Origin of the sequence: Bacillus methanolicus MGA3 (genome assembly GCF_000724485.1) — a bacterium.
GTDB classification, from domain to species: domain Bacteria; phylum Bacillota; class Bacilli; order Bacillales; family Cytobacillaceae; genus Bacillus_Z; species Bacillus_Z methanolicus_A.
Genome location: NZ_CP007741.1, coordinates 1 through 19,174, shown reverse-complemented (window position 1 = coordinate 19,174; position 19,174 = coordinate 1). Strand labels below are relative to the sequence as shown.

The following is a 19,174-nucleotide window of genomic DNA, read 5'->3' as shown; positions in this document are numbered from 1 at the left end:
CGATATTCCCTCCTTCCGATAGATTAATTATGACAAATTCTGAACTATAACGGAAGTTTTTTCTTGTTATAGATGACGTTGAAATAGACAAAACACCATTTTTGTTATACTTCAAACCAAAAATGTTATATATGAACCATTTTTGTTATAGTTAGCACCATTTTTGTTATAGTTAAGGAACCAAAAAAGTTATAGTTAACACCATTTTTGTTATACTTCAAACCAATTAAGTTATATTAAGCACCAAAAATGTTATAGTTAAACGTCAAAAACCCTTATTTTTACTGGTTTTTTAGACACCGAAAACAATAAAATATTTAAAATATTTAAAACGTATTATTGTAAAACAACAAAACAAAGAGGTGTGAAAAAATTTCTTGATGAATTTATTAAAATAAAGAGAAACTGTTGCGAAGAAGGATCCCTCAATACAAAATTTGTTAAGAATGTAAGAATGAACGATCACCGAAAAAGAAAAAATCCCCAATGGTCCATTTACAGACCGTCTGATGTCGGTCTGTCGGACAAGCAGCTCGAAAAAGAGGGGTTCATTTAGGTCGAAAAGGTAATTTTACGAAGAGTGGTTTAAAATTAGCCTTAGAAATGTATGAGAAAGGAGAGAAAACGGTTTCTGAAATCTGCGCTGCCACAAATGTAAGTAAAGCAACATTTTATCGTAAATTGAAAAAAAAATCTCCTAATCGGAAAAATAGGAGTTTACGAAATTTTATGTTATGAAATTGGTAGTTATCTTTTTCATAGACTTGTATTTTGCGAGAAACAAGTATTATACTAGAATCAACTAAATAGTTCGGAAAAGGAAAAGAGCCTCAAGCGTGTTATAGTGTGGTTGGCAGCCACCTATAACCGTTCGTCGTGACCCACCCACGACAAACACTTGCTCGAGACCCTCGGTATACTATTTGTATGCTCTTATTATAACGACATATTAATGGTAATTTCAAGAGGGAAAGTTTGTCTACTTCTGTGTAGAGCGTTGTTTGTCGTGCATATCATCGACAAACAACGCTCTTTTCGTTTCCGTAAGAAAAGGAGACGTAGACAATGAAACGAGATATTGAAATTATCGCAAGTGAAGAAACCTTCGCAAATCTAGCAACCTTTGAAACTATTGAGCAACTAAATGAAACAGTCAGGGCCTACAAAAGCCAATTTGCAGATCAATTGAACAAAACAGAACTTGCCGTCCTGGACGTATTGCACCGATACAGCGCCAAGTATACCGGCGTTAGTTTTCTGCGCAAATCAAAAATCGGTGAGCTTATCGGAAAGAGCCGGCGTACTATTATTCGTGTGTGCAAGCGCTTGGAAGCGTTAGGAATTATCCGCCAATATGAAATGAAACGACCGAGTGACATGCAGCAAACGAGTAATGCTATCGTGATTCAGCCGGTTCCGAAGGTTCCGAAAGAGTGCTCAAATGATAACACCCTTTCAATCATGACAGATGACACAGTTGAAAATGTCACACAAGAGGTTAACGGAAATGTCACACCAAGAAAATCATCTATTTCTTTAAAACAAATACATACTTCTAAAGAACGTACTGAAAGACCGTTTAAACATAAACTGGCATGGATACCAGAAAATTTTTATAAACTACTGGCTGCGCATTTTAATAGCATTGATGAAATTGAAGAATACTGGCGCGCTGTTCACGCTATTACTTACAGCTACGACTTAGCGAAAGAAACAAAAGAAGACATCGGCATTCAGGCATTTATGGAAATGAAGGCACGCCGCCACAAGTTACACAAACCAATCGCATATTTTGTCGGTATAGTTAAACGAAAAGCAAAGCAACGTTATATAACTGAACTATTCAATTCTGTCATGGCGATTTAATGCGTTAAAGCGTTAAATAAAAAGAGCATCTTTTGATCAATAAACAATAGTAAATTAGACGTAAAATAGGTGTGAAATAAATGTGTTGATCATTTTTACATCTAATTTACTGAATGGCGCCGCCCGCCAACGCTGGTAATTTATTTATATTTCTTAAAATACAGGTGATGCCGTCCTGCCGAACAGTCACGGAATGGAAGTATGGAATGCCGTGACTGTTCGGCAGGACTATAGATAAATAACCCACTTACCTTTGCGAACAAAAATGGAAGGGTAAGTCAGTGTTGGCGGACGCGAGGTAAAGAATAAGTTTGTTTTTAAATATATAGGTGTAGTTTGTAAAGTGGATAGATAGGTGAATGAGAGAGATCAGGAGAGTAAGAGAAGTTGAAGGATAAATTGGGGAATGAAAAGAGATTAAGAGAAAAGGCGATTATGAGGTGAAGAAAAAATTAAAATTATTTTTGATGTTGATGTTTGTAATATTTTTGGTTGTTGGTTGTAGTAAGGAGGCTGGTGGTGAAGATAAGAATGGGAAAGTCCATCCGAATTTGTTTTGAAGTTACGGAAGCTGATGTAAATAATGACATGAAGTAAACCAAACGGATTTTTAATCGAGTCGTTTTTATTTTTCGACATAATGAAAACTATGTTGTATTTTATCGATGGGAATGGTATTCTTTAGATTATAAATTCAACATAGTTTATTGAGAGAGTCTAAAAAATAAATTCAACATAGTTTATAAAAGGAGTCGAAAAAATGATTGATGAATTCGAAAGGTATTTACTGGAAGAAGGAAAAAGTGAAAATACAATAAAAGGGTATATCCAGTCTGTTAGCGGTTTTTTAAAGTGGTTCAGTGAATCAAAAGATGTAGAGTTTACAAAGTTGCATCGTGAAAACGTAAAAGAATACATTTCTTTTCTTCGAACCGTAAAAAATGCAAAACCAAAAACTATTAACACGAAACTGAATGCGTTGGTTAAATTCAATGAATTTTTAGTAGAAACGAATGTTCAACAGGATATGGTCTTAACGAAAAAGGATTACATGAAGGCGCAGCAACAATATGCTTCGTTGGCCAAGGTGAAACTAAAGGACGTCGAGAAGTTCCGACAGTTGGTATTAGATAGTGGAAACAAACGAAATTATGCATTGGTTACTCTTTTGGCTTATGCTGGGTTGCGAATTTCTGAGGCATTGAATTTAAAAATGCAGGATTTCAACCTAGTTTCTAGAGAAATCACCGTTCGAAGTGGCAAGGGAGATAAGTTTCGAGTTGTATTTATGAATGACAAAGTAAAAGCTGCTCTTCAGTCATGGTTAAAGGAGCGAAAAGAAAAAGGAATCGAGCATGATTTTCTCTTTGTTAGTAATCGTAATCAACCTTTAAACCGCACAACGATCAATAAACTGTTTAAAGAGTATTCGGAACCTATCGGTAAAGACATTACTCCGCATGATTTACGGCATTTTTTTTGTTCCCATGCGATTAGCAGAGGATTGAGTGTTCATGAAGTAGCGAATCAGGCGGGGCATTCCAATATTCACACGACGCTCTTATATACAAATCCGACAAAAGATGAACTTATTCAAAAAATGAATCAATTATAAAGGAGGGAATAACACTTTCTTTTTTCCTATTGGATTTTAGATGGAATTGCTTATAAAGGATTTGATAGGCTTGATATCGAATACGTGTCATATGGGAGGGGAGGAAGAATGAAGGAATACTCTACGAAAGATATATCCAATATTGTGGGCATAGCGACTCCAACTGTACGGAAGTATGCTCAAGCTCTCGAAAAGGAAGGGTACGTATTTACTAGAAATGAAAATGGCTTTCGGATATTCGTTGATGAGGATATCGAAATACTCCAACAAATGAAGCAAATGTCAAACGAATCGGGCATGAATATTGTCCATATTGCGTCTACACTTATAAATCAACGAAAACAAAATCCAGTTGATACGATACAAAATGAATCGGAAGTCGCTACACCTGTAAAAAGTGAAGCAAAAGAAGAAGAAGAAGAAGTTCTTAATATAGATCGTATTGATAAGAAATATGATGCGTTATTGAAGGAAATACAGGAACTAAAGCAACTCGTGAGGGAACAACAAGCATATATTGACGAGCGTTTAGAGAAAAGAGATCAAATGATTATACAATCCATTCGGTCGCTTCAAGAACAACGGCAAGCTTTGCTTGAGGCGAGTACGTCCAAAGAGAAAAAAGGATTTTTTGCGAGATTGTTTTCAAAAAGACTTTAAAGAATATAATAAGATTTTTTGCTTCCTAGTAATAGTAGTGTATTTTCAAATACTATATATCAAAAAAGTGCGTACTTACAAATAAAAGCTATAGGTATTATACTTATAATTATATGAATAATTATCACCATAAGAAATAAAGGTGTTTGAACGGACTTTTTACATGGTTGGAAGAGATCCTGAAGATTGGAACATGATAGAGACACTTTTTCGAGATGCAGCTGTAGAAAAAGGATATTAATATGCAGGAAAATTCATAAAAGAAAGCCGAGGTATTAAGTTATGATCAAGATTGCACCTTCTATTCTTTCAGCTAATTTTGCACGACTTGAAGAAGAAATAAAAGATGTTGAACGGGGCGGAGCCGATTACATTCATGTTGATGTCATGGATGGTCATTTTGTGCCAAATATAACAATTGGCCCATTAATTGTCGAGGCAATTAGACCTGTCACAAACTTACCTTTAGATGTTCATTTAATGATAGAAAATCCAGATCAATACATTGGGACGTTTGCCAAAGCAGGTGCTGATATATTATCTGTCCATGTTGAAGCTTGTACTCATTTGCACAGAACCATTCAATATATTAAATCTGAAGGTATAAAAGCTGGAGTGGTATTAAACCCTCATACTCCCGTTTCAATGATTGAACATGTAATAGAGGATGTTGATCTTGTATTGCTTATGACGGTTAATCCTGGCTTTGGGGGACAATCATTCATTCATTCTGTCCTACCTAAAATAAAACAAGTTGCTAACATCGTAAAAGAGAAAAATTTGCAGGTTGAAATTGAAGTAGACGGTGGAGTAAATCCTGAAACGGCTAAACTTTGCGTAGAAGCAGGAGCCAATGTCCTTGTTGCAGGTTCAGCCATATATAATCAAGAGGATAGAAGTCAAGCCATTGCAAAAATTAGAAATTGAAAATGAAGTCGTGTGTATTATTGACACTCCCACGGCTAAAGCTGATGGGATTCTTGAGTGATTAAATCGACGAGCATTTTTGCTATCGAAGTATGACCTCAAGTTTAGGGTGTACCATCACCCTCCTTAAGATAGTACATATAGCATCTTAGGCTGATTGACTGTTACCATCAATCACAGGTGCGTATCGAATATTCATCGCACCGACTCTATCCCGATGAGTTTCAAACTCGCACTGACATTTATACCTACGGTCTTGTGCTTTATTTTTTCGGAGCATTTTGGACATGTCTGACTTGTGTAGGCAGGATTCACATACATGAAATTGTAGGAAAACTTGTGCTTTCATGTGTTCAAAAAGACTGCTTTTTAGTTGATTTGCCATTTAGAGGAATTTAAAAGAGCTCTGTTTACATATAAAAGGGGCCACTCATGGCCTCATAAATCGGTCTTTAATTTTCTGAAAATTCAAGTTATTCAAACGGTTTGTTTAAGCACCATTCAATTTAACTTTCTTTCGAAAGAAGTCTCCCACTTCTAAACGTGAAGGTGCGATAGCGCTAGTGAAAGTGGGAGATGAGTTTCGGTTAGACGTAGCCTAAAGGCGTTACTTTATCATATGCCGTGATATTTTGGTTGTGAAATATCGCAGAAAAGTGATGGATGACACAATATCGGATTATGCAAAAGATATGTTTGTTCGATTAGGTAAAAATTACAACATTTCCTTAGTTGAATGGAATCACGATATGGACCATGTACATATTTTGTTCAAAGCGTATCCGAATAGTGAATTATCAAAGTTTATCAATGCTTATAAAAGTGCAAGTTCTCGACTGATCAAAAAGCATTTTCCACAAGTGAAAAGGAAGCTTTGGAAAGAGCATTTTTGGTCAAGGAGTTTTTGCTTACTTACAACAGGCGGTTCACTTTTAGAAGTAATAAAGAAATATATAGAAAATCAAGGGATGAAGTGATTTGATATGGCAAATAAAGCATATAAGTTCCGTCTATACCCAACAAAAGAGCAGGAACAGCTTTTTGCAAAAACCTTCGGTTGTGTCCGATTTGCTTACAACCAAATGCTGGCTGAACAAAAGGAAATATATAAGAAATTCAAGGACGACAAGGAAGCCTTGAAAAAGCAAAAATTCCCGACTCCTGCTAAATACAAAAGGGAATTTCCATGGCTTAAAGAAGTAGACAGCCTTGCGTTGGCAAACGTTCAAATCAATTTGCAAAAGGCATTCAAAAACTTTTTCTCTGGTCGTGCTGAATTTCCAAAGTTCAAAAGCCGGAAGGCAAGACAGTCGTATACAACCAATGTAGTCAATGGAAACATAATTGTAGTCAAGTAAAAGAGCAGTTGTCTCTTTCCGAACGTGTATTCCAATGCGAATGTGGGGTTGTGAAAGACAGGGATTGGAATGCTTCGCTCAACATTAGAAACGAAGGACTTCGACTATTAGTATAATCATATACAGAGCATGGAACAGGCTCGATAGCTAAGTCAATTTCGTACCGTTAGGTATGATTACCTTAGAAGCCCCCACCTCTAAGCGAAGCGTAGGTGGCGGGTAGTTCACGTAAAAGGTTGGTGAATTAGGATAATATGGAACAAAAAGTAAGGAAGATTGTTCAGATGAGATCCGGAAATGCTGTAGCGCTTAAAAAGGAGGAGGAGGTATTATATTCATCTCGTCCTAATTATTGGGATAAAATGAAGGGGAAGGGAAAAAGTCCTTTAAAAGCAAATATAAAGGATGCAATGACTGAACTAATTGGAGGATTTATTACTATTTTTGTTCTGGCAGTTTTAACAAAGATCACGCCGGCAACTTTGTTAATGGCCCCATTTGGAGGAAGTTGTATGTTAGCATTTAGTGTATGGGACGGTCCTTTATCTCAGCCGAGGAATATTATAGGTGGACATTTCATTTCTACGCTTGTAGGTTTAATAGTTTACCATTTTTTAGGAAATCAACCATGGACTATCGCTTTAGGAGTAGGATTAGCTATAGCAATCATGATGATGACAAAAACAACTCATCCGCCTGCTGTGGCAGATCCAATTGTTGTGATACTTGGAGCTTACAAATGGAGTTACCTAATTACTACAGTATTAATTGGCTCAATAGTCATTGTCTTAATAGCGGTATTAATCAATAATTTACGTGAAAATAGAGCATATCCGATTTCCTGGATATAAAACTCATTACTACTAAAATTCTTTTTCGTACCTTTTACCTAATTTCCATGAAACTCTCCCATTATCTATTATTCAATAGCCTTTTAATATATGTCTGCAGCAAAAATACGCTGTCTTGCACAAGGCAGCTTTTTCTGATACTGAAACTGGGTTTTTGTTTTGGAGTTATGAGACATGTTCGAAGAGCTTCCAGGTTGTCATTACGGCTATCGGAATCATTCAAAACTCCCCAGAATCAATATCTGAGGGAGCTATTTGAATTTTTTATTTTGTGTTCCTACTATAAAGAAAGACTTCTTGCTAAATGGTAGATGGACAAATCAACCGTATGCTTATCTTTCGCAGCTTCCTCAAAAGGTGTATGAATCAGTTGACCATTTTTTAATCCTACCATCAGACCTTTTTTGCCTTCAACCAGCAAATCCACGGCTTTTGCACCCATCTGACTGCTCATCATTCGGTCGTAAGCGCTAGGAGATCCCCCACGTTGAATATGCCCAAGTATGGTTACCTTTGTGTCAAATCCTGTTTTCTCTTTAATTGCTCTACCAATTTCTATTGCTCCTACTCCATTAAATGCCCCTTCTGCAACCACAATAATACTGTGCGTTTTTCCTCGCTGATATCCTTGTTTAATACGATCAATTACATCTTCCACATCATGGTCGGCTTCTGGGATAATAATTGATTCTGCTCCCGCACACATTCCTGCCCATAGAGCGATGTCTCCTGCATTGCGGCCCATTACTTCAACGACATAGATACGATCATGAGAGGCTGCCGTATCACGAATTTTATCAATTGCTTCCACTGCTGTGTTCACAGCAGTATCAAATCCAATTGTATATTCCGTCCCTGCAATGTCATTGTCAATGGTTGCCGGAATACCAATAGTTGGAAACTCTTGGGCAGTTAATTTTCTCGCACCTTCAAAAGTGCCATCTCCACCAATCACGATTAAGCCATCAATGCCTTCTTTTTTTAGCTGTGCTAAAGCCTGTTGTTGCCCTTCAGCTGTCTTAAACTCTTTACAGCGTGTAGTTTGTAAGATAGTGCCTCCTCGGTGAATAATATCACCCACACTTCCGAGGTTCATTGAAACAAAATTCCCATTCATTAAACCTTTGTAGCCATTTTTTACACCATAAACATCTAGTCCTTTAAAGATTCCTCTTCGAACGACCGCACGAATAGCAGCGTTCATTCCTGGTGCATCCCCGCCGCTAGTTAATACTGCAATCTTATTCATTCTTGTTTTCCTCCATATCTTCTATAAATGAACGAATTTTCTGATAATAATCTCTTGTTTGTTTACTTTTTCAAGTTTGAGAAAAAGAAGTTGAAAAAGAAAAACAGAACAAAAACAGAAAAAAAAAGAGGACGTTATTGAGATCTTGAAACAATATCTCATCCTGAACGCCTCATCGAATTGTGATCAATATGTGGAAAGCATACAAAACAGCGATTGAAACCGCCTTACCGCATTGTGTTAGTGATCATTGATGAGTTCCATGATGATTCAATCGTTCATCAAAGCGTTGGAAGAGGTTCGCAAGTAGGTTCAGGTGAAGTTCAGTAAAGAACAGTCACTCGCTGCTTTAAAACAAGATAGGAAGTTGTTTGTAAAACACTTTGTGAGGATTTCACAGAAGAATAAGAACGGCTAAAAAATTGGTGAGAGACCAATTCAGAATTGGCACAGGCCATTTTCCTACATCAAAAGTTGCGCACATTGTACCGTTTGCTTTGATTTCGTTTGAGAGGAAAGTGCCGTCTTGAACTCTTCTGTGGATTTATTCAAAAAAATGCTAAACACTATCGGAGCTTGCTTTCAGAAATTATGAACTATTCCTGTACAAGATCTCCAGTGCCAAAACAGCCGATTAAACAAGGGCAAGACTTTTAGAGAAGCTTTTTAAAATGAGAAACGACATTTTCGACTGTAAAACCGTATTCTTCAATTATTTTATCTCCTGGTGCTGAGGATCCAAATTGATCAATGGCGAGGACGTTACCGTTATCACCAACATATTTACTCCAACCTAAGGAAGCCCCCATTTCAATACCAAGACGTGCTTTTACGTTTTTTGGAAGTACACTTTCTTTGTATGCATCAGATTGTTTTTCAAAACGATCCCAGCTAGGCATACTAACAACTGAAACATAAATACCTTCCTTTTCCAGCGCTGCTTGTGCTTCAACAGCTAAAGCAACTTCAGAACCAGATGCTAATAACAAACCAGCAACTTCACCTTTTGCTTCAGAGATCACATATGCACCTTTTTTAACACCCTCATACGCTTTTTCAGAATCAACAAGTGTTGGTAAGTCTTGACGTGAGAGGATAAGAGCTGTTGGTTCGTCTTTACTTTCTAACGCCAACTTCCAAGCTGCAGCTGTCTCATTGCCATCAGCCGGGCGAATTGTAGAGATACCAGGCATTGCACGTAAGGATGCCAATTGTTCAATTGGTTCATGTGTTGGTCCATCTTCACCTACAGCAACGCTATCATGTGTAAAGACATAAATAACTGGTAGTTTCATTAATGCTGAGAGACGAATGGCCGGACGTAAATAATCAGAGAATACAAAGAATGTTGCTCCAAATACTTTTACACCACCGTGTAGGGCCATTCCGTTGACAGCAGCACCCATTCCAAATTCACGAACACCAAACCAAATATTACGTCCGCTATAATCTGTAGCGCTGAAATTTGCTTCCCCTTTTAGTAGCGTTTTATTAGATGAAGCTAAATCCGCAGAACCGCCAAGTAGTTGCGGAACATTTTTCGCTAGAGCATTTAACACTGCACCACTGGAAGAACGAGTAGCAAGTTTATCTTCTCCGACACGGTAAACAGGAACATCAGCATCCCAGCCTTCTGGTAGTTCACCATTAATCGCTTGTTCTAATTCCTTTGCAAGTGCTGGATATGCTTCTTTATATTGTGCGAACAACTCATTCCATGCTTGTTCCTTCTTCTCTGCTGCTTCTTTTAATTCTCTAAAATATTCTTTTACTTCTTCAGGGATATAAAAATCCTCATCATATTTCCAGTTGTAATGTTCTTTTACAAGCTTTATTTCCTCTTTTCCAAGTGGTGAGCCGTGCGCATCAGACTTTCCACCTTTATTCGGTGAGCCGTATCCAATTATTGTTTTGACTTCAATTAATGTTGGTTGGTCTTCGTTGTTTTTCGCTTCAGCTATCGCTTTTGCGATTGAATCGATATCATTGCCGTCCTCAACACGAAGTACTTGCCAGCCGTATGCTTTAAAACGATCTTGAACACTCTCACTAAATGACATATGAAGATCGCCATCAAGAGAAATATCATTTGAATCGTATAATACAATTAAGCGACCAAGTTTAAGGTGCCCTGCAAGTGAAGCTGCCTCTGCAGATACACCTTCCATCAAGTCCCCATCGCCACAAATGCTGTATGTGTAGTGATCAATAATATTAAATTTATAACGATTGTATTTAGACGCTAAATGTCTTTCAGCCATCGCCATCCCAACTGCCATGGCAATACCTTGCCCTAACGGACCTGTTGTGGCATCAACCCCAGGTGTATGGCCAAATTCAGGGTGACCAGGTGTTTTGCTTCCCCATTGGCGGAAGTTTTTCAAATCTTCTAATGATAGATCATAACCAGTTAAATGTAATAGGCTGTATAATAACATGGATCCGTGTCCCGCTGACAATACAAAACGGTCACGATTAAACCAATTCGGGTTGCTTGGATTGTAATTCATAAATTTTGTCCAAAGTGTATAGGCCATCGGGGCAGCCCCCATTGGCATCCCCGGATGGCCTGATCCAACCTTTTCAATTGCATCAATTGATAGAGTTCTAATAGTTTGAATGGATAACTGATCAATATCTATTTTTTGTTGGAGCACGATTTCCCCTCCCATAATGTCTGTTTTTTATTAAGCTTTACCTGAAGATCCAAATTCACGCATTTTACCTTTAATGGTTTCTTTAATCGCTTCCCGAGCCGGTGCTAAAAATTTGCGAGGATCAAACAGCTTAGCATCGTTATTTAAAACTTCTCGAACGGCTTTTGTAGCAGCAATTTGGCTTTCTGTATTTACGTTAATTTTTGCTGTACCAAGCGAAATAGCTTTTTGAATATCTTTTGTTGGAATACCTGTACCACCGTGGAGAACAAGAGGAACACCTGTTAATTTCATAATTTCCTCCATCCGATCAAAACCAAGTTTTGGTTCACCTTTATACGGACCATGGACAGAACCTAACGCAGGTGCAAAGCAGTCTACTCCTGTTTCACGAACTAATTGCTCACATTCTGAAGGGATAGCATAAAATGATTCAGCTACTACATCATCTTCTTGTCCACCGATACGACCTAGCTCTGCCTCAACAGATACGCCAACAGAATGTGCTATTTCAACCACACGTTTTGTTAATTCAATATTTTCTTCAAGTGGAAGATGGGAACCATCGATCATAACAGATGTAAATCCAGCATGGATGGCTTGTACACATTTCTCAAGACTTGGACCATGGTCAAGATGAATAGCAACTGGTACCGTTACGTTATATGAATCCATTAATGATTTGACCATATCAACAATTAACTTAAATCCACCCATGTAATTAGCAGCACCTACAGATACCCCGATAATAACAGGAGACTTCTCTTCCTCTGCAGCTTGTAAAATCGCTTGACCAAACTCAAGATTATTGATGTTAAACTGTCCAACAGCATATCCATTTTCTTTTCCATGATTTAACATATCCTTCATTGAAACTAATGGCATAATTCCCACTCCTTATATAGTATTTTTAGAATCCTCTTTCGAGGTAATTTTCCGTTTATTTATTGCTCTTTGATAACTTCATAAAGGATCGTTCAGATAGTGGAGAGCTAAGCTGTCTAATATCTGAACCATCCTATCATAGGGGTTGACTTTTTGTGACATCCCTAGATTATGGTCTTAGGATCATTTTGGGGATTTCTTACCACCTATGTTCTTTCATGAAAATGAATCTCTGAAACGAAGGTTTTCACACTGTCACACAAGAATAATTTATTGCCATTCAGAGATGGACAAGGATGAGATACCATCTTGTTCACAACTTAACAAAGGGAAATTTTTCCTTTAACATCTGCTTTACAAGTGTATTTCCTTTACGGATAATCAGGAAAGTTTCAAGCTGAGGAAACTAACATGATAAGATCGGGAAATCGCTTTCTTCGTTATATCTAATTGAAGTTGCTAATCGTTACTGCGACATAAAACTGAATTTTGAGAATATTAACCGAAAAAGGAGGGTTCCGAAACAGTTCCGAAACATCAACATAAAAGAGCATTCAATTAGATACATCAAACGTCATTTATTACGTTTATTATCAATGATAAGCTTCAATAAATTGGTATTTTACGCTGCTTCCTCCAATTGTAAGAAAAGAGTGCGTTTGCATTAAACCATCTTCTTTTTTTCGAATACCATTTATAAGCAGTCCGTCAGTTATTCCTGTTGCTACAAAAAAGCAATCATCTGATTTTACAATTTCATCTATTGTGAAAATTTTTCTTGGATCTGTTATTCCCATCGTAATACAGCGATCAAATTCTTCTTCGTTTTGAGGAGCAAGTCTTCCTTGGAAATCTCCCCCCAAACACTTCAGTGCGGTTGCAGCAATTACTCCTTCTGGAGCACCGCCAGTTCCTACTAATATATCAACGTCTACTTCTTCGAGTGCAGTACCTATTGCCCTTGTAACGTCACCATCAGAAAATAATTTGAGTCTAGCCCCTACATCTCTTACTTGTTGGATCAAATGATCATGACGTGGTCTATCCTGTATCATTACAGTTAATTCTCTTAAATCTTTCCCTAAAGCTTTAGCAACTGATTTCATATTTTCTGTTAAAGATGCGTCTAGATTTACGCAGCCTTTTGCTTTTGGTCCCACAGCTATCTTTTCCATGTACATATCTGGGGCATGCAGTAAACTTCCTCTAGTGGATGCAGCAATTACTGCTATTGAATTATCCATTCCTTTTGCCATTAAACCCGTTCCATCAACAGGGTCTACTGCAATATCGAGTTGGGGTCCTTTTCCTGTTCCGAGTTCCTCTCCAATATAAAGCATAGGAGCTTCGTCCATTTCCCCTTCACCAATAACAATTAAACCGCTCATATCAATGAGGTTCAGTCGATTGCGCATAGCTTCCGTACCAGCCCTATCAACTTCGTTTTTATTACCTTTTCCTATCCAAGGATAAGAAGCGAGAGCTGCTTGCTGTGCTACAGAGAGAAATTCCATAGCTAACGACTGAACACGCTTTTCGCTTTTCAATTCCCTCATTTGATCACCTCCTGTGTTATGTATGACTGTCTATATTCGATATACCTATACAAAATCTAGTATAACGTGTATAATATCGATTCGTAAGTATGCACTTTATTAACATATAGTATCGAATAGTATACTGTATTTCTAATCGATGGACTCGGCTCTTTTTATTTCGTTTTCAAGATCGTTTTCCATGTAGTTTTTCCCCATTTACCCACACTTCATTTGGCTTCGTAACGGTAAAATTTGGTTTAAAACATTTTCACGGACCGCATGGTTATGTTTTTTACGGTACGAGACATCATTCCTTCATCTTTCATTATGCGGGAGACCGTCTTCTGAGAAACCTCCATTTCTTTATGATTGAGCTTTTTCAAACTTTTGAACTCCTATGGCGGGATTCGATATATTTTTTAAAATCTTCCTCTTACCGCCTTTGTTTTTCGACATGTAGTCTCCTTATTCTTTAGTCTATCACTCTATTAATCTATTACTATATTAATCTAGCATCACGAAAAAGCGTCTCTTGAATTTCAAGAGACGCTTTTCCAAGATTATTATTACATAGCGTTTTTGATGATTTGTGCAATGTCTTGAACAGTAGGAACGCGTGGGTTGCTTTGAGTACATACGTCTTCGTATGCGTTTTTCGCTAATAATTCGATATCCTCTTCTTTCACGCCCATTTCTGCATAGCCAGATGGGATACCGAAGGATTTGTTGATTCTTTCAAGAGCTACAATTGCTCTCTCAGCAGCTGCTGCAGTGCTTAAGCCAGCAACATTCTCACCTAAAAGCTCAGCAATGTGTGCGAAGCGCTCAGTTTTAGCAATTAGGTTGAATGCGCAAACGTGTGGCATATTAACTGAGTTACAGATTCCGTGTTGTAATTTGTAAACTCCACCTACTTGGTGAGAAATAGAGTGAACTAGTCCTAAACCACCGTTGTTAAATGCCACTCCTGCCATGTATTGTGCATAAGCCATTTTTTCACGTGCTTCGATGTCTTCTCCGTTCGCAACCGCTTTTGGTAAGTATTCATTGATAAGTTTCATTGCTTGAATAGCAAATGCATCAGTAACTGGTGTAGCACCTTTTGCAACATATGCTTCAATTGCATGGGACAATGCATCCATACCAGTTGCGATTGTTAATCCAGCTGGTTTTTTCACCATTAATTCTGGGTCAACAATTGCTACAGTTGGAGTAATTTTCTCATCAATAACAGGCATTTTTACTTTACGTGCAGAGTCTGTAATAACCGCAAGAGATGTTGTTTCACTACCAGTACCAGCTGTTGTAGTGATTGCAACTACTGGAACGACTGGTTTTTCTACGCTGTTTACACCTTGATAGTCATTGATTCTTCCGCCGTTTGCTGCAACTAAACCGATTGCTTTAGCTGTATCGTGAGAGCTACCTCCACCGATAGAAACAAGTGAATCACAGTTTTCTTGTTTGAATACATCTACACCTTCATGAACTTGTGTATCTGCTGGATCTGGTTGAGCTTTTGGGAAAATCGCAACATCAACGCCAGCTTCACGAATGTTTTTAGCAACTTCTTCAGATAAACCTGTGCTGTGAAGGAATGCATCTGTAACGATAAGCGCTTTCTTAGCTCCAATTTGCTTAAGTCTTGTTCCTACTTCCTTTACTGCACCGCGTCCAATTACGCTGGCTGGTGGAATGAAAAAGTTTGTTGTCATTCTTACTACCTCCTATTTATGTAATTGTTTACAAAACTAGTTTAAATGCTAATCTGGATGTTTGTCAATATAGTTGTCGTAATGTTCTTAGTTTTCTAAATTATATTTTTTAGAAGGATTAGAAGGATCTGAATATTAATTTTATATAAAAAGCTCAAGGAAAAACCAGCCTAATAAAAGGTTTCCAAAGGAAAAGTGATTTTGACGCTTATATAGTGTGGAGGGTTAAGGTGGAAGGGCAGTATTTAATTTGACTTTAAAAAGGATTAAAGTCATATCATAAAACGACTGATCGACTAGATCCTAAGGCATCAAATTGTCTTAAAAAATGAAAGTTTTTTGTGGTCAACTTGAAGTTTTTATTTTTTCATATAATAAAAGAGTAATAGAATAGGCAATAGATATAGATAAACTCAACGGTAGTCAGTATTCCCGAAAGAGAGCGCTGTTTATGACCGTTTTTCAAGCATTGATGTTCACTCGTTTTTAAGTTAAACACAAAAAAAGTAAATCCATCCTTGAGCCGGTAAGCGTTAAGGGTCTGGATTTACTCATCTTTGGTTAACTGATCCCTCTTTGAGGGAACCGTTTATTGCATGATCGTCTGCTGTTGTATCATCGGAGGTCTTTTTTAATATATATGAATTTTCTAAATTTTATATCCGATATTTCCATAAAAGAATGATAGCATTCTTATTCATCATCCGACTCAGAATGGTATGGACGGATCAGGCTGATAGCGTGTTTATAGATCATCATTTCTTCTTTTTTGACAGAAACGGCAATAGTGTATTGATCATATTCGGTCAGCTTTCCTTTTACTTTTAAACCGGAAACTAAGTGAACGACAACCGATTGATTGAGAAATTTTTGATAAAGCCTCTTTTGAACATGATGGGGTTCTTTTTTTTGTGGTTTTTGCTTTAACTCCGTAGACATTAAACAACCTCCTTCGATTTATTGCTTTACTACTAAGTTAACTAATCTTTTGAAAATAAGCGAGAGAAAATCCTTGTTGCTGTTGCTCAAACTTATGCACAAGAACACGGATTAAAGTCATCATCAGCTGCTCTTTAATGAACGATTCTACAATAAGCCTTTATCAGTAAATATGGTTCTTAAAGCTTCGTTTACAATTTTAGACTTTGCTCCTCTGCCACCCTTTTTAGCTAAACGGTCCAAAACTTGAGACAAATCTTTTTGAAGATAAATTCCAGTTAACACTGTCTCGTTCTCTTTCTTTTTCATTCTGCCCTCAATCAATGCATCTAAGTAATCTCCTTGTTTTTTGTCACCTGAAGAAACGTTAACATTATCATTATCATTATCATTATTATTTATATTAATATAATTGTTATCTTCGATATTAATATCGTTATTAATATTATTATTAATATCATTGTTAATGTTTTCATTTATAATATTATTATCATTAACTTTTTTATTAATATTATTGTTAGCAAAATCATCAAAACTTGCTAGGTTTCTATTTTTTCTTGCCATTATTCTTGTACCTCCTGTAATAAATTAAAATAAGCTTTTACCAATGAGTTTTTAGAATCAGTCAATGTTGCCGGTTTACGTTCGTAAGCAACACTTGCAGCAAATCTTACAGAACGAGGAATAACTGTTTCAAACATTCTGATGCCATTTTCCGCACAAAATCTTCGGCACTGTTGAAGGACTTCCGAGTGCAGGGTAGTTCTTTGATCTACAAGAGTGGCAACTACTCCCTTAATTTTTAATTTCGGATTATGCTGTTCTTTAAAATTATATATGGCATTTAAGATTTTGATTAAGGACCTCATGCTATATCCTTCAGGCTGGAACGGAATTAAGACACTTTCCGCGTATGAGAGGATGTTCCCTTGAATTAATCCTAAGTTTGGTGGGCTATCGATTAAAATATAGTCGTATTCTTTTTCAATTGTTCCCATAGCATTTTTAAGCATTTTAAATGGGGTCGGGTATTTTTCTCTGTTAGAAAGGACATCAAATTCCAAAAAGCTCATATCATCATTTGACGGTAAAACATCAATATTGGGATGAACATTAATAATCGCTTCTTTTGGATCGAGTCCTTCAACTAAGACATCATACAATGTTTGTTCTACTGAATCAGGATTAATTCCAAACGAAACTAATACGTTTCCCTGGTTATCTGTATCAATAATTAAGACTTTTTTATTATTGCATAAAGCTCCAGCTAGATTCGTGGTTATACTGGTCTTTAAAACCCCACCTTTGTTAGTAGATACTGCAATGATTGGCATGTTTTCATCCTCCATTAACATTAATATTAATGTTAATTTTAAGATTATTATTATTGTGAATTTTAACATGTATAATAGAAAAAGAGAATAAAAAATAAGCCTTTGCAGACTACGTGGCTTGTTATTAAATCTCGTCTTAAATATAAACTATTGAAAATCAATTTGTTCTTCGTGCTCTAATAATGGGTTAACCCAAGTTTTAAAGAATCGATTGCGTTTCAATGAAGATCCAGCCCTTCAACTTTAACATTATTCCACTTCCTTTCGTTTCAATATAAAAAGAGCCAATCTTAGGCTCTTTTTATTAACCAAAAATGTTATAGATTTTTAAGAACCAATTGTTAATTTTTCAATCCTTTTATACTTTTTTCTAACTCCTTCTTTTTCTTTAGAAATTCTTCATCAGATAGTTCATCAACTTCCGATTCCTTTATTTCTAATACATTAAACAATTTAGCTTTAAGCTCATTGAATTTCGTCAAGGCCTCATTTTTCTCCATATCAAATTGATTCTGCATTTCTTCTATAGCTTTTTGTTTGACAAACCAATCAGGCTTAGGCTCTTTCCATTTCCGGAAATAGGAGATTAAATGAGTAAGAATCGTTTGATCTTCCGAAGTTGTAGCCACCTTATTAGAATTATTATTTGCAGAAGAATTTAATACAGTTGTTATGTATCCGATCGGGTTTTCTATGTCTGTTCGTCCTTGGACTTTCTCCATTAAAAGAAGAACGTTTTCTTGTCCGTATTTTTCCCACGATTTAACAAGTTCATCAGATACTTGAACACCCATTTTTAAGCCAAATTTTTTGACCTGTTCAGCAAAGGTATTTGGTAATTGAAACTCTTCTAAATTCTCTTCAAAAAGCGATAATTGCGGGTTGTTCTTTTTCTTAGTCGGAAATATCAAAAATTTAATTTTATTAACTCGGCGGCCCACTTTAATTTCTTCAATTTCAAAGGAGATATCCGTCTTTTTCTTTAATTCTTTTTGGGCCGGCATCAGAACGCGCTGTTTAAAATTACCATACGCTGGATAGATATCCTCGGCTCCAAGCATTTTGCGCAAATCATCGAGAAGGAAGGTTCGTTCTTGAAGCTTTTCATACTGTTTTAAAAGTTCATATATGCGTATGGCATAGGAACTTTTCAGTTTAACCACATTTTCTAACTTATAGCTCGTAAACTCTTTTTTTAATTCCAAAAGATACGGCCGTAAAAAAGGATCGAACCGAATATCAATGGTTCCTTCAGATTCGTTATAAGCAACATAACTCAGCCAAGCAACCTGTATTACCTTTTTATTGATACGAACTTCAAATACTTTCTGCATCAGTTCTTTTGTAATTTTCCTTAATTCTGTATACTTAGGAGAACCTTTGAGGCCTAGCAATTTATTAAACTCTTTAACAGGTAGCGTATATGTTTTGAAGTCAGAGTCAGTCGGCCGAATGTTACTAGCCAGACAAAGGATAATCTTCTGTTCCACTACTCCCAGTTTATAATTTGCTTCAATAAGCTTGTTTGACTTCGTTACAAAGTTACTGGTTTTTGTTTCAATTAATTCTGTTGCCAACAC

Annotated in this window: 16 protein-coding genes and 3 pseudogenes; 9 read left to right on the top strand and 10 right to left on the bottom strand. The window is 36.7% G+C overall.

The features are described from left to right. Nucleotides 1–567 precede the first annotated feature (567 nt). From BMMGA3_RS18880 to rpe, 5 genes and pseudogenes are all read left to right on the top strand, one after another. Nucleotides 568–738 (top strand): annotated as a pseudogene (locus tag BMMGA3_RS18880) (helix-turn-helix domain-containing protein); the annotation flags it as partial. A gap of 327 nt (nucleotides 739–1,065) precedes the next feature. Next, complete coding sequence (locus tag BMMGA3_RS16645; RefSeq protein ID WP_003349829.1) at nucleotides 1,066–1,866, top strand: helix-turn-helix domain-containing protein; 801 nt, start codon at nucleotides 1,066–1,068, stop codon at nucleotides 1,864–1,866. A gap of 760 nt (nucleotides 1,867–2,626) precedes the next feature. Beyond that, nucleotides 2,627–3,481, top strand: a complete 855-nt coding sequence (locus BMMGA3_RS16640) for a tyrosine-type recombinase/integrase (RefSeq protein ID WP_003349830.1) — start codon at nucleotides 2,627–2,629, stop codon at nucleotides 3,479–3,481. Nucleotides 3,482–3,589: 108 nt separating this feature from the next. Next, on the top strand, nucleotides 3,590–4,141 hold the full coding sequence (locus BMMGA3_RS16635) for a DUF3967 domain-containing protein (RefSeq protein WP_041825978.1): 552 nt from the start codon (nucleotides 3,590–3,592) through the stop codon (nucleotides 4,139–4,141). A 282-nt stretch (nucleotides 4,142–4,423) separates the two neighbouring features. After that, nucleotides 4,424–5,068, top strand: coding sequence for a ribulose-phosphate 3-epimerase (gene rpe, locus BMMGA3_RS16630; protein WP_003349832.1), 645 nt, complete (start codon nucleotides 4,424–4,426; stop codon nucleotides 5,066–5,068). 148 nt (nucleotides 5,069–5,216) lie between these two features. Here rpe and BMMGA3_RS17685 read toward each other — a convergent pair. Next, nucleotides 5,217–5,386: pseudogene (locus BMMGA3_RS17685) on the bottom strand (zinc ribbon domain-containing protein); the annotation flags it as partial. 296 nt (nucleotides 5,387–5,682) lie between these two features. On the opposite strand from BMMGA3_RS17685, the gene tnpA reads away from it, so the two are divergent. From tnpA to BMMGA3_RS16615, 4 genes and pseudogenes are all read left to right on the top strand, one after another. After that, entirely contained in the window at nucleotides 5,683–6,045 is a 363-nt protein-coding gene (gene tnpA / locus BMMGA3_RS16625; protein WP_034669706.1) for an IS200/IS605 family transposase, read from the top strand. 6 nt (nucleotides 6,046–6,051) lie between these two features. Then, a pseudogene (locus tag BMMGA3_RS16620) lies at nucleotides 6,052–6,411 on the top strand (helix-turn-helix domain-containing protein); the annotation flags it as partial. Nucleotides 6,412–6,434: 23 nt separating this feature from the next. Beyond that, nucleotides 6,435–6,542, top strand: a complete 108-nt coding sequence (locus BMMGA3_RS18875; protein WP_412151090.1) for a zinc ribbon domain-containing protein — start codon at nucleotides 6,435–6,437, stop codon at nucleotides 6,540–6,542. 168 nt (nucleotides 6,543–6,710) lie between these two features. Then, on the top strand, nucleotides 6,711–7,277 hold the full coding sequence (locus BMMGA3_RS16615) for an HPP family protein (RefSeq protein WP_034669715.1): 567 nt from the start codon (nucleotides 6,711–6,713) through the stop codon (nucleotides 7,275–7,277). A 280-nt stretch (nucleotides 7,278–7,557) separates the two neighbouring features. On the opposite strand, the gene pfkA is transcribed toward BMMGA3_RS16615, so the two are convergent. The 9 genes from pfkA to BMMGA3_RS16570 all read right to left on the bottom strand — a co-directional run bounded on the left by pfkA (nucleotide 7,558) and on the right by BMMGA3_RS16570 (nucleotide 19,174). Next, on the bottom strand, nucleotides 7,558–8,526 hold the full coding sequence (gene pfkA, locus BMMGA3_RS16610) for a 6-phosphofructokinase (protein ID WP_003349837.1): 969 nt from the start codon (nucleotides 8,524–8,526) through the stop codon (nucleotides 7,558–7,560). 653 nt (nucleotides 8,527–9,179) lie between these two features. Next, entirely contained in the window at nucleotides 9,180–11,198 is a 2,019-nt protein-coding gene (gene tkt / locus BMMGA3_RS16605; RefSeq protein ID WP_050943051.1) for a transketolase, read from the bottom strand. A 15-nt stretch (nucleotides 11,199–11,213) separates the two neighbouring features. Further along, entirely contained in the window at nucleotides 11,214–12,068 is an 855-nt protein-coding gene (gene fba, locus BMMGA3_RS16600; protein ID WP_003349819.1) for a class II fructose-1,6-bisphosphate aldolase, read from the bottom strand. 593 nt (nucleotides 12,069–12,661) lie between these two features. Continuing rightward, nucleotides 12,662–13,624, bottom strand: a complete 963-nt coding sequence (glpX, locus tag BMMGA3_RS16595; RefSeq protein WP_003349820.1) for a class II fructose-bisphosphatase — start codon at nucleotides 13,622–13,624, stop codon at nucleotides 12,662–12,664. 548 nt (nucleotides 13,625–14,172) lie between these two features. Further along, the gene (locus BMMGA3_RS16590; protein WP_003349822.1) at nucleotides 14,173–15,321 is read right to left on the bottom strand and encodes an iron-containing alcohol dehydrogenase; all 1,149 of its coding nucleotides are present in this window, start codon (nucleotides 15,319–15,321) and stop codon (nucleotides 14,173–14,175) included. Between the two features lie 693 nt (nucleotides 15,322–16,014). Continuing rightward, nucleotides 16,015–16,260 carry an RNA chaperone Hfq gene (locus tag BMMGA3_RS16585; RefSeq protein ID WP_003349824.1) on the bottom strand — a complete coding sequence of 82 codons (246 nt, stop codon included), beginning with the start codon at nucleotides 16,258–16,260 and terminating at the stop codon, nucleotides 16,015–16,017. 147 nt (nucleotides 16,261–16,407) lie between these two features. Beyond that, nucleotides 16,408–16,824, bottom strand: coding sequence for a hypothetical protein (locus tag BMMGA3_RS16580; protein WP_003349825.1), 417 nt, complete (start codon nucleotides 16,822–16,824; stop codon nucleotides 16,408–16,410). Beyond that, nucleotides 16,824–17,594 (bottom strand): ParA family protein, encoded by a 771-nt coding sequence (locus BMMGA3_RS16575; RefSeq protein ID WP_003349826.1) that lies wholly within the window; start codon nucleotides 17,592–17,594, stop codon nucleotides 16,824–16,826. The genes BMMGA3_RS16580 and BMMGA3_RS16575 overlap by 1 nt, the downstream gene beginning before the upstream one ends. Before the next feature lie 341 nt (nucleotides 17,595–17,935). After that, nucleotides 17,936–19,174, bottom strand: coding sequence for a replication initiation protein (locus BMMGA3_RS16570; RefSeq protein WP_003349827.1), 1,239 nt, complete (start codon nucleotides 19,172–19,174; stop codon nucleotides 17,936–17,938).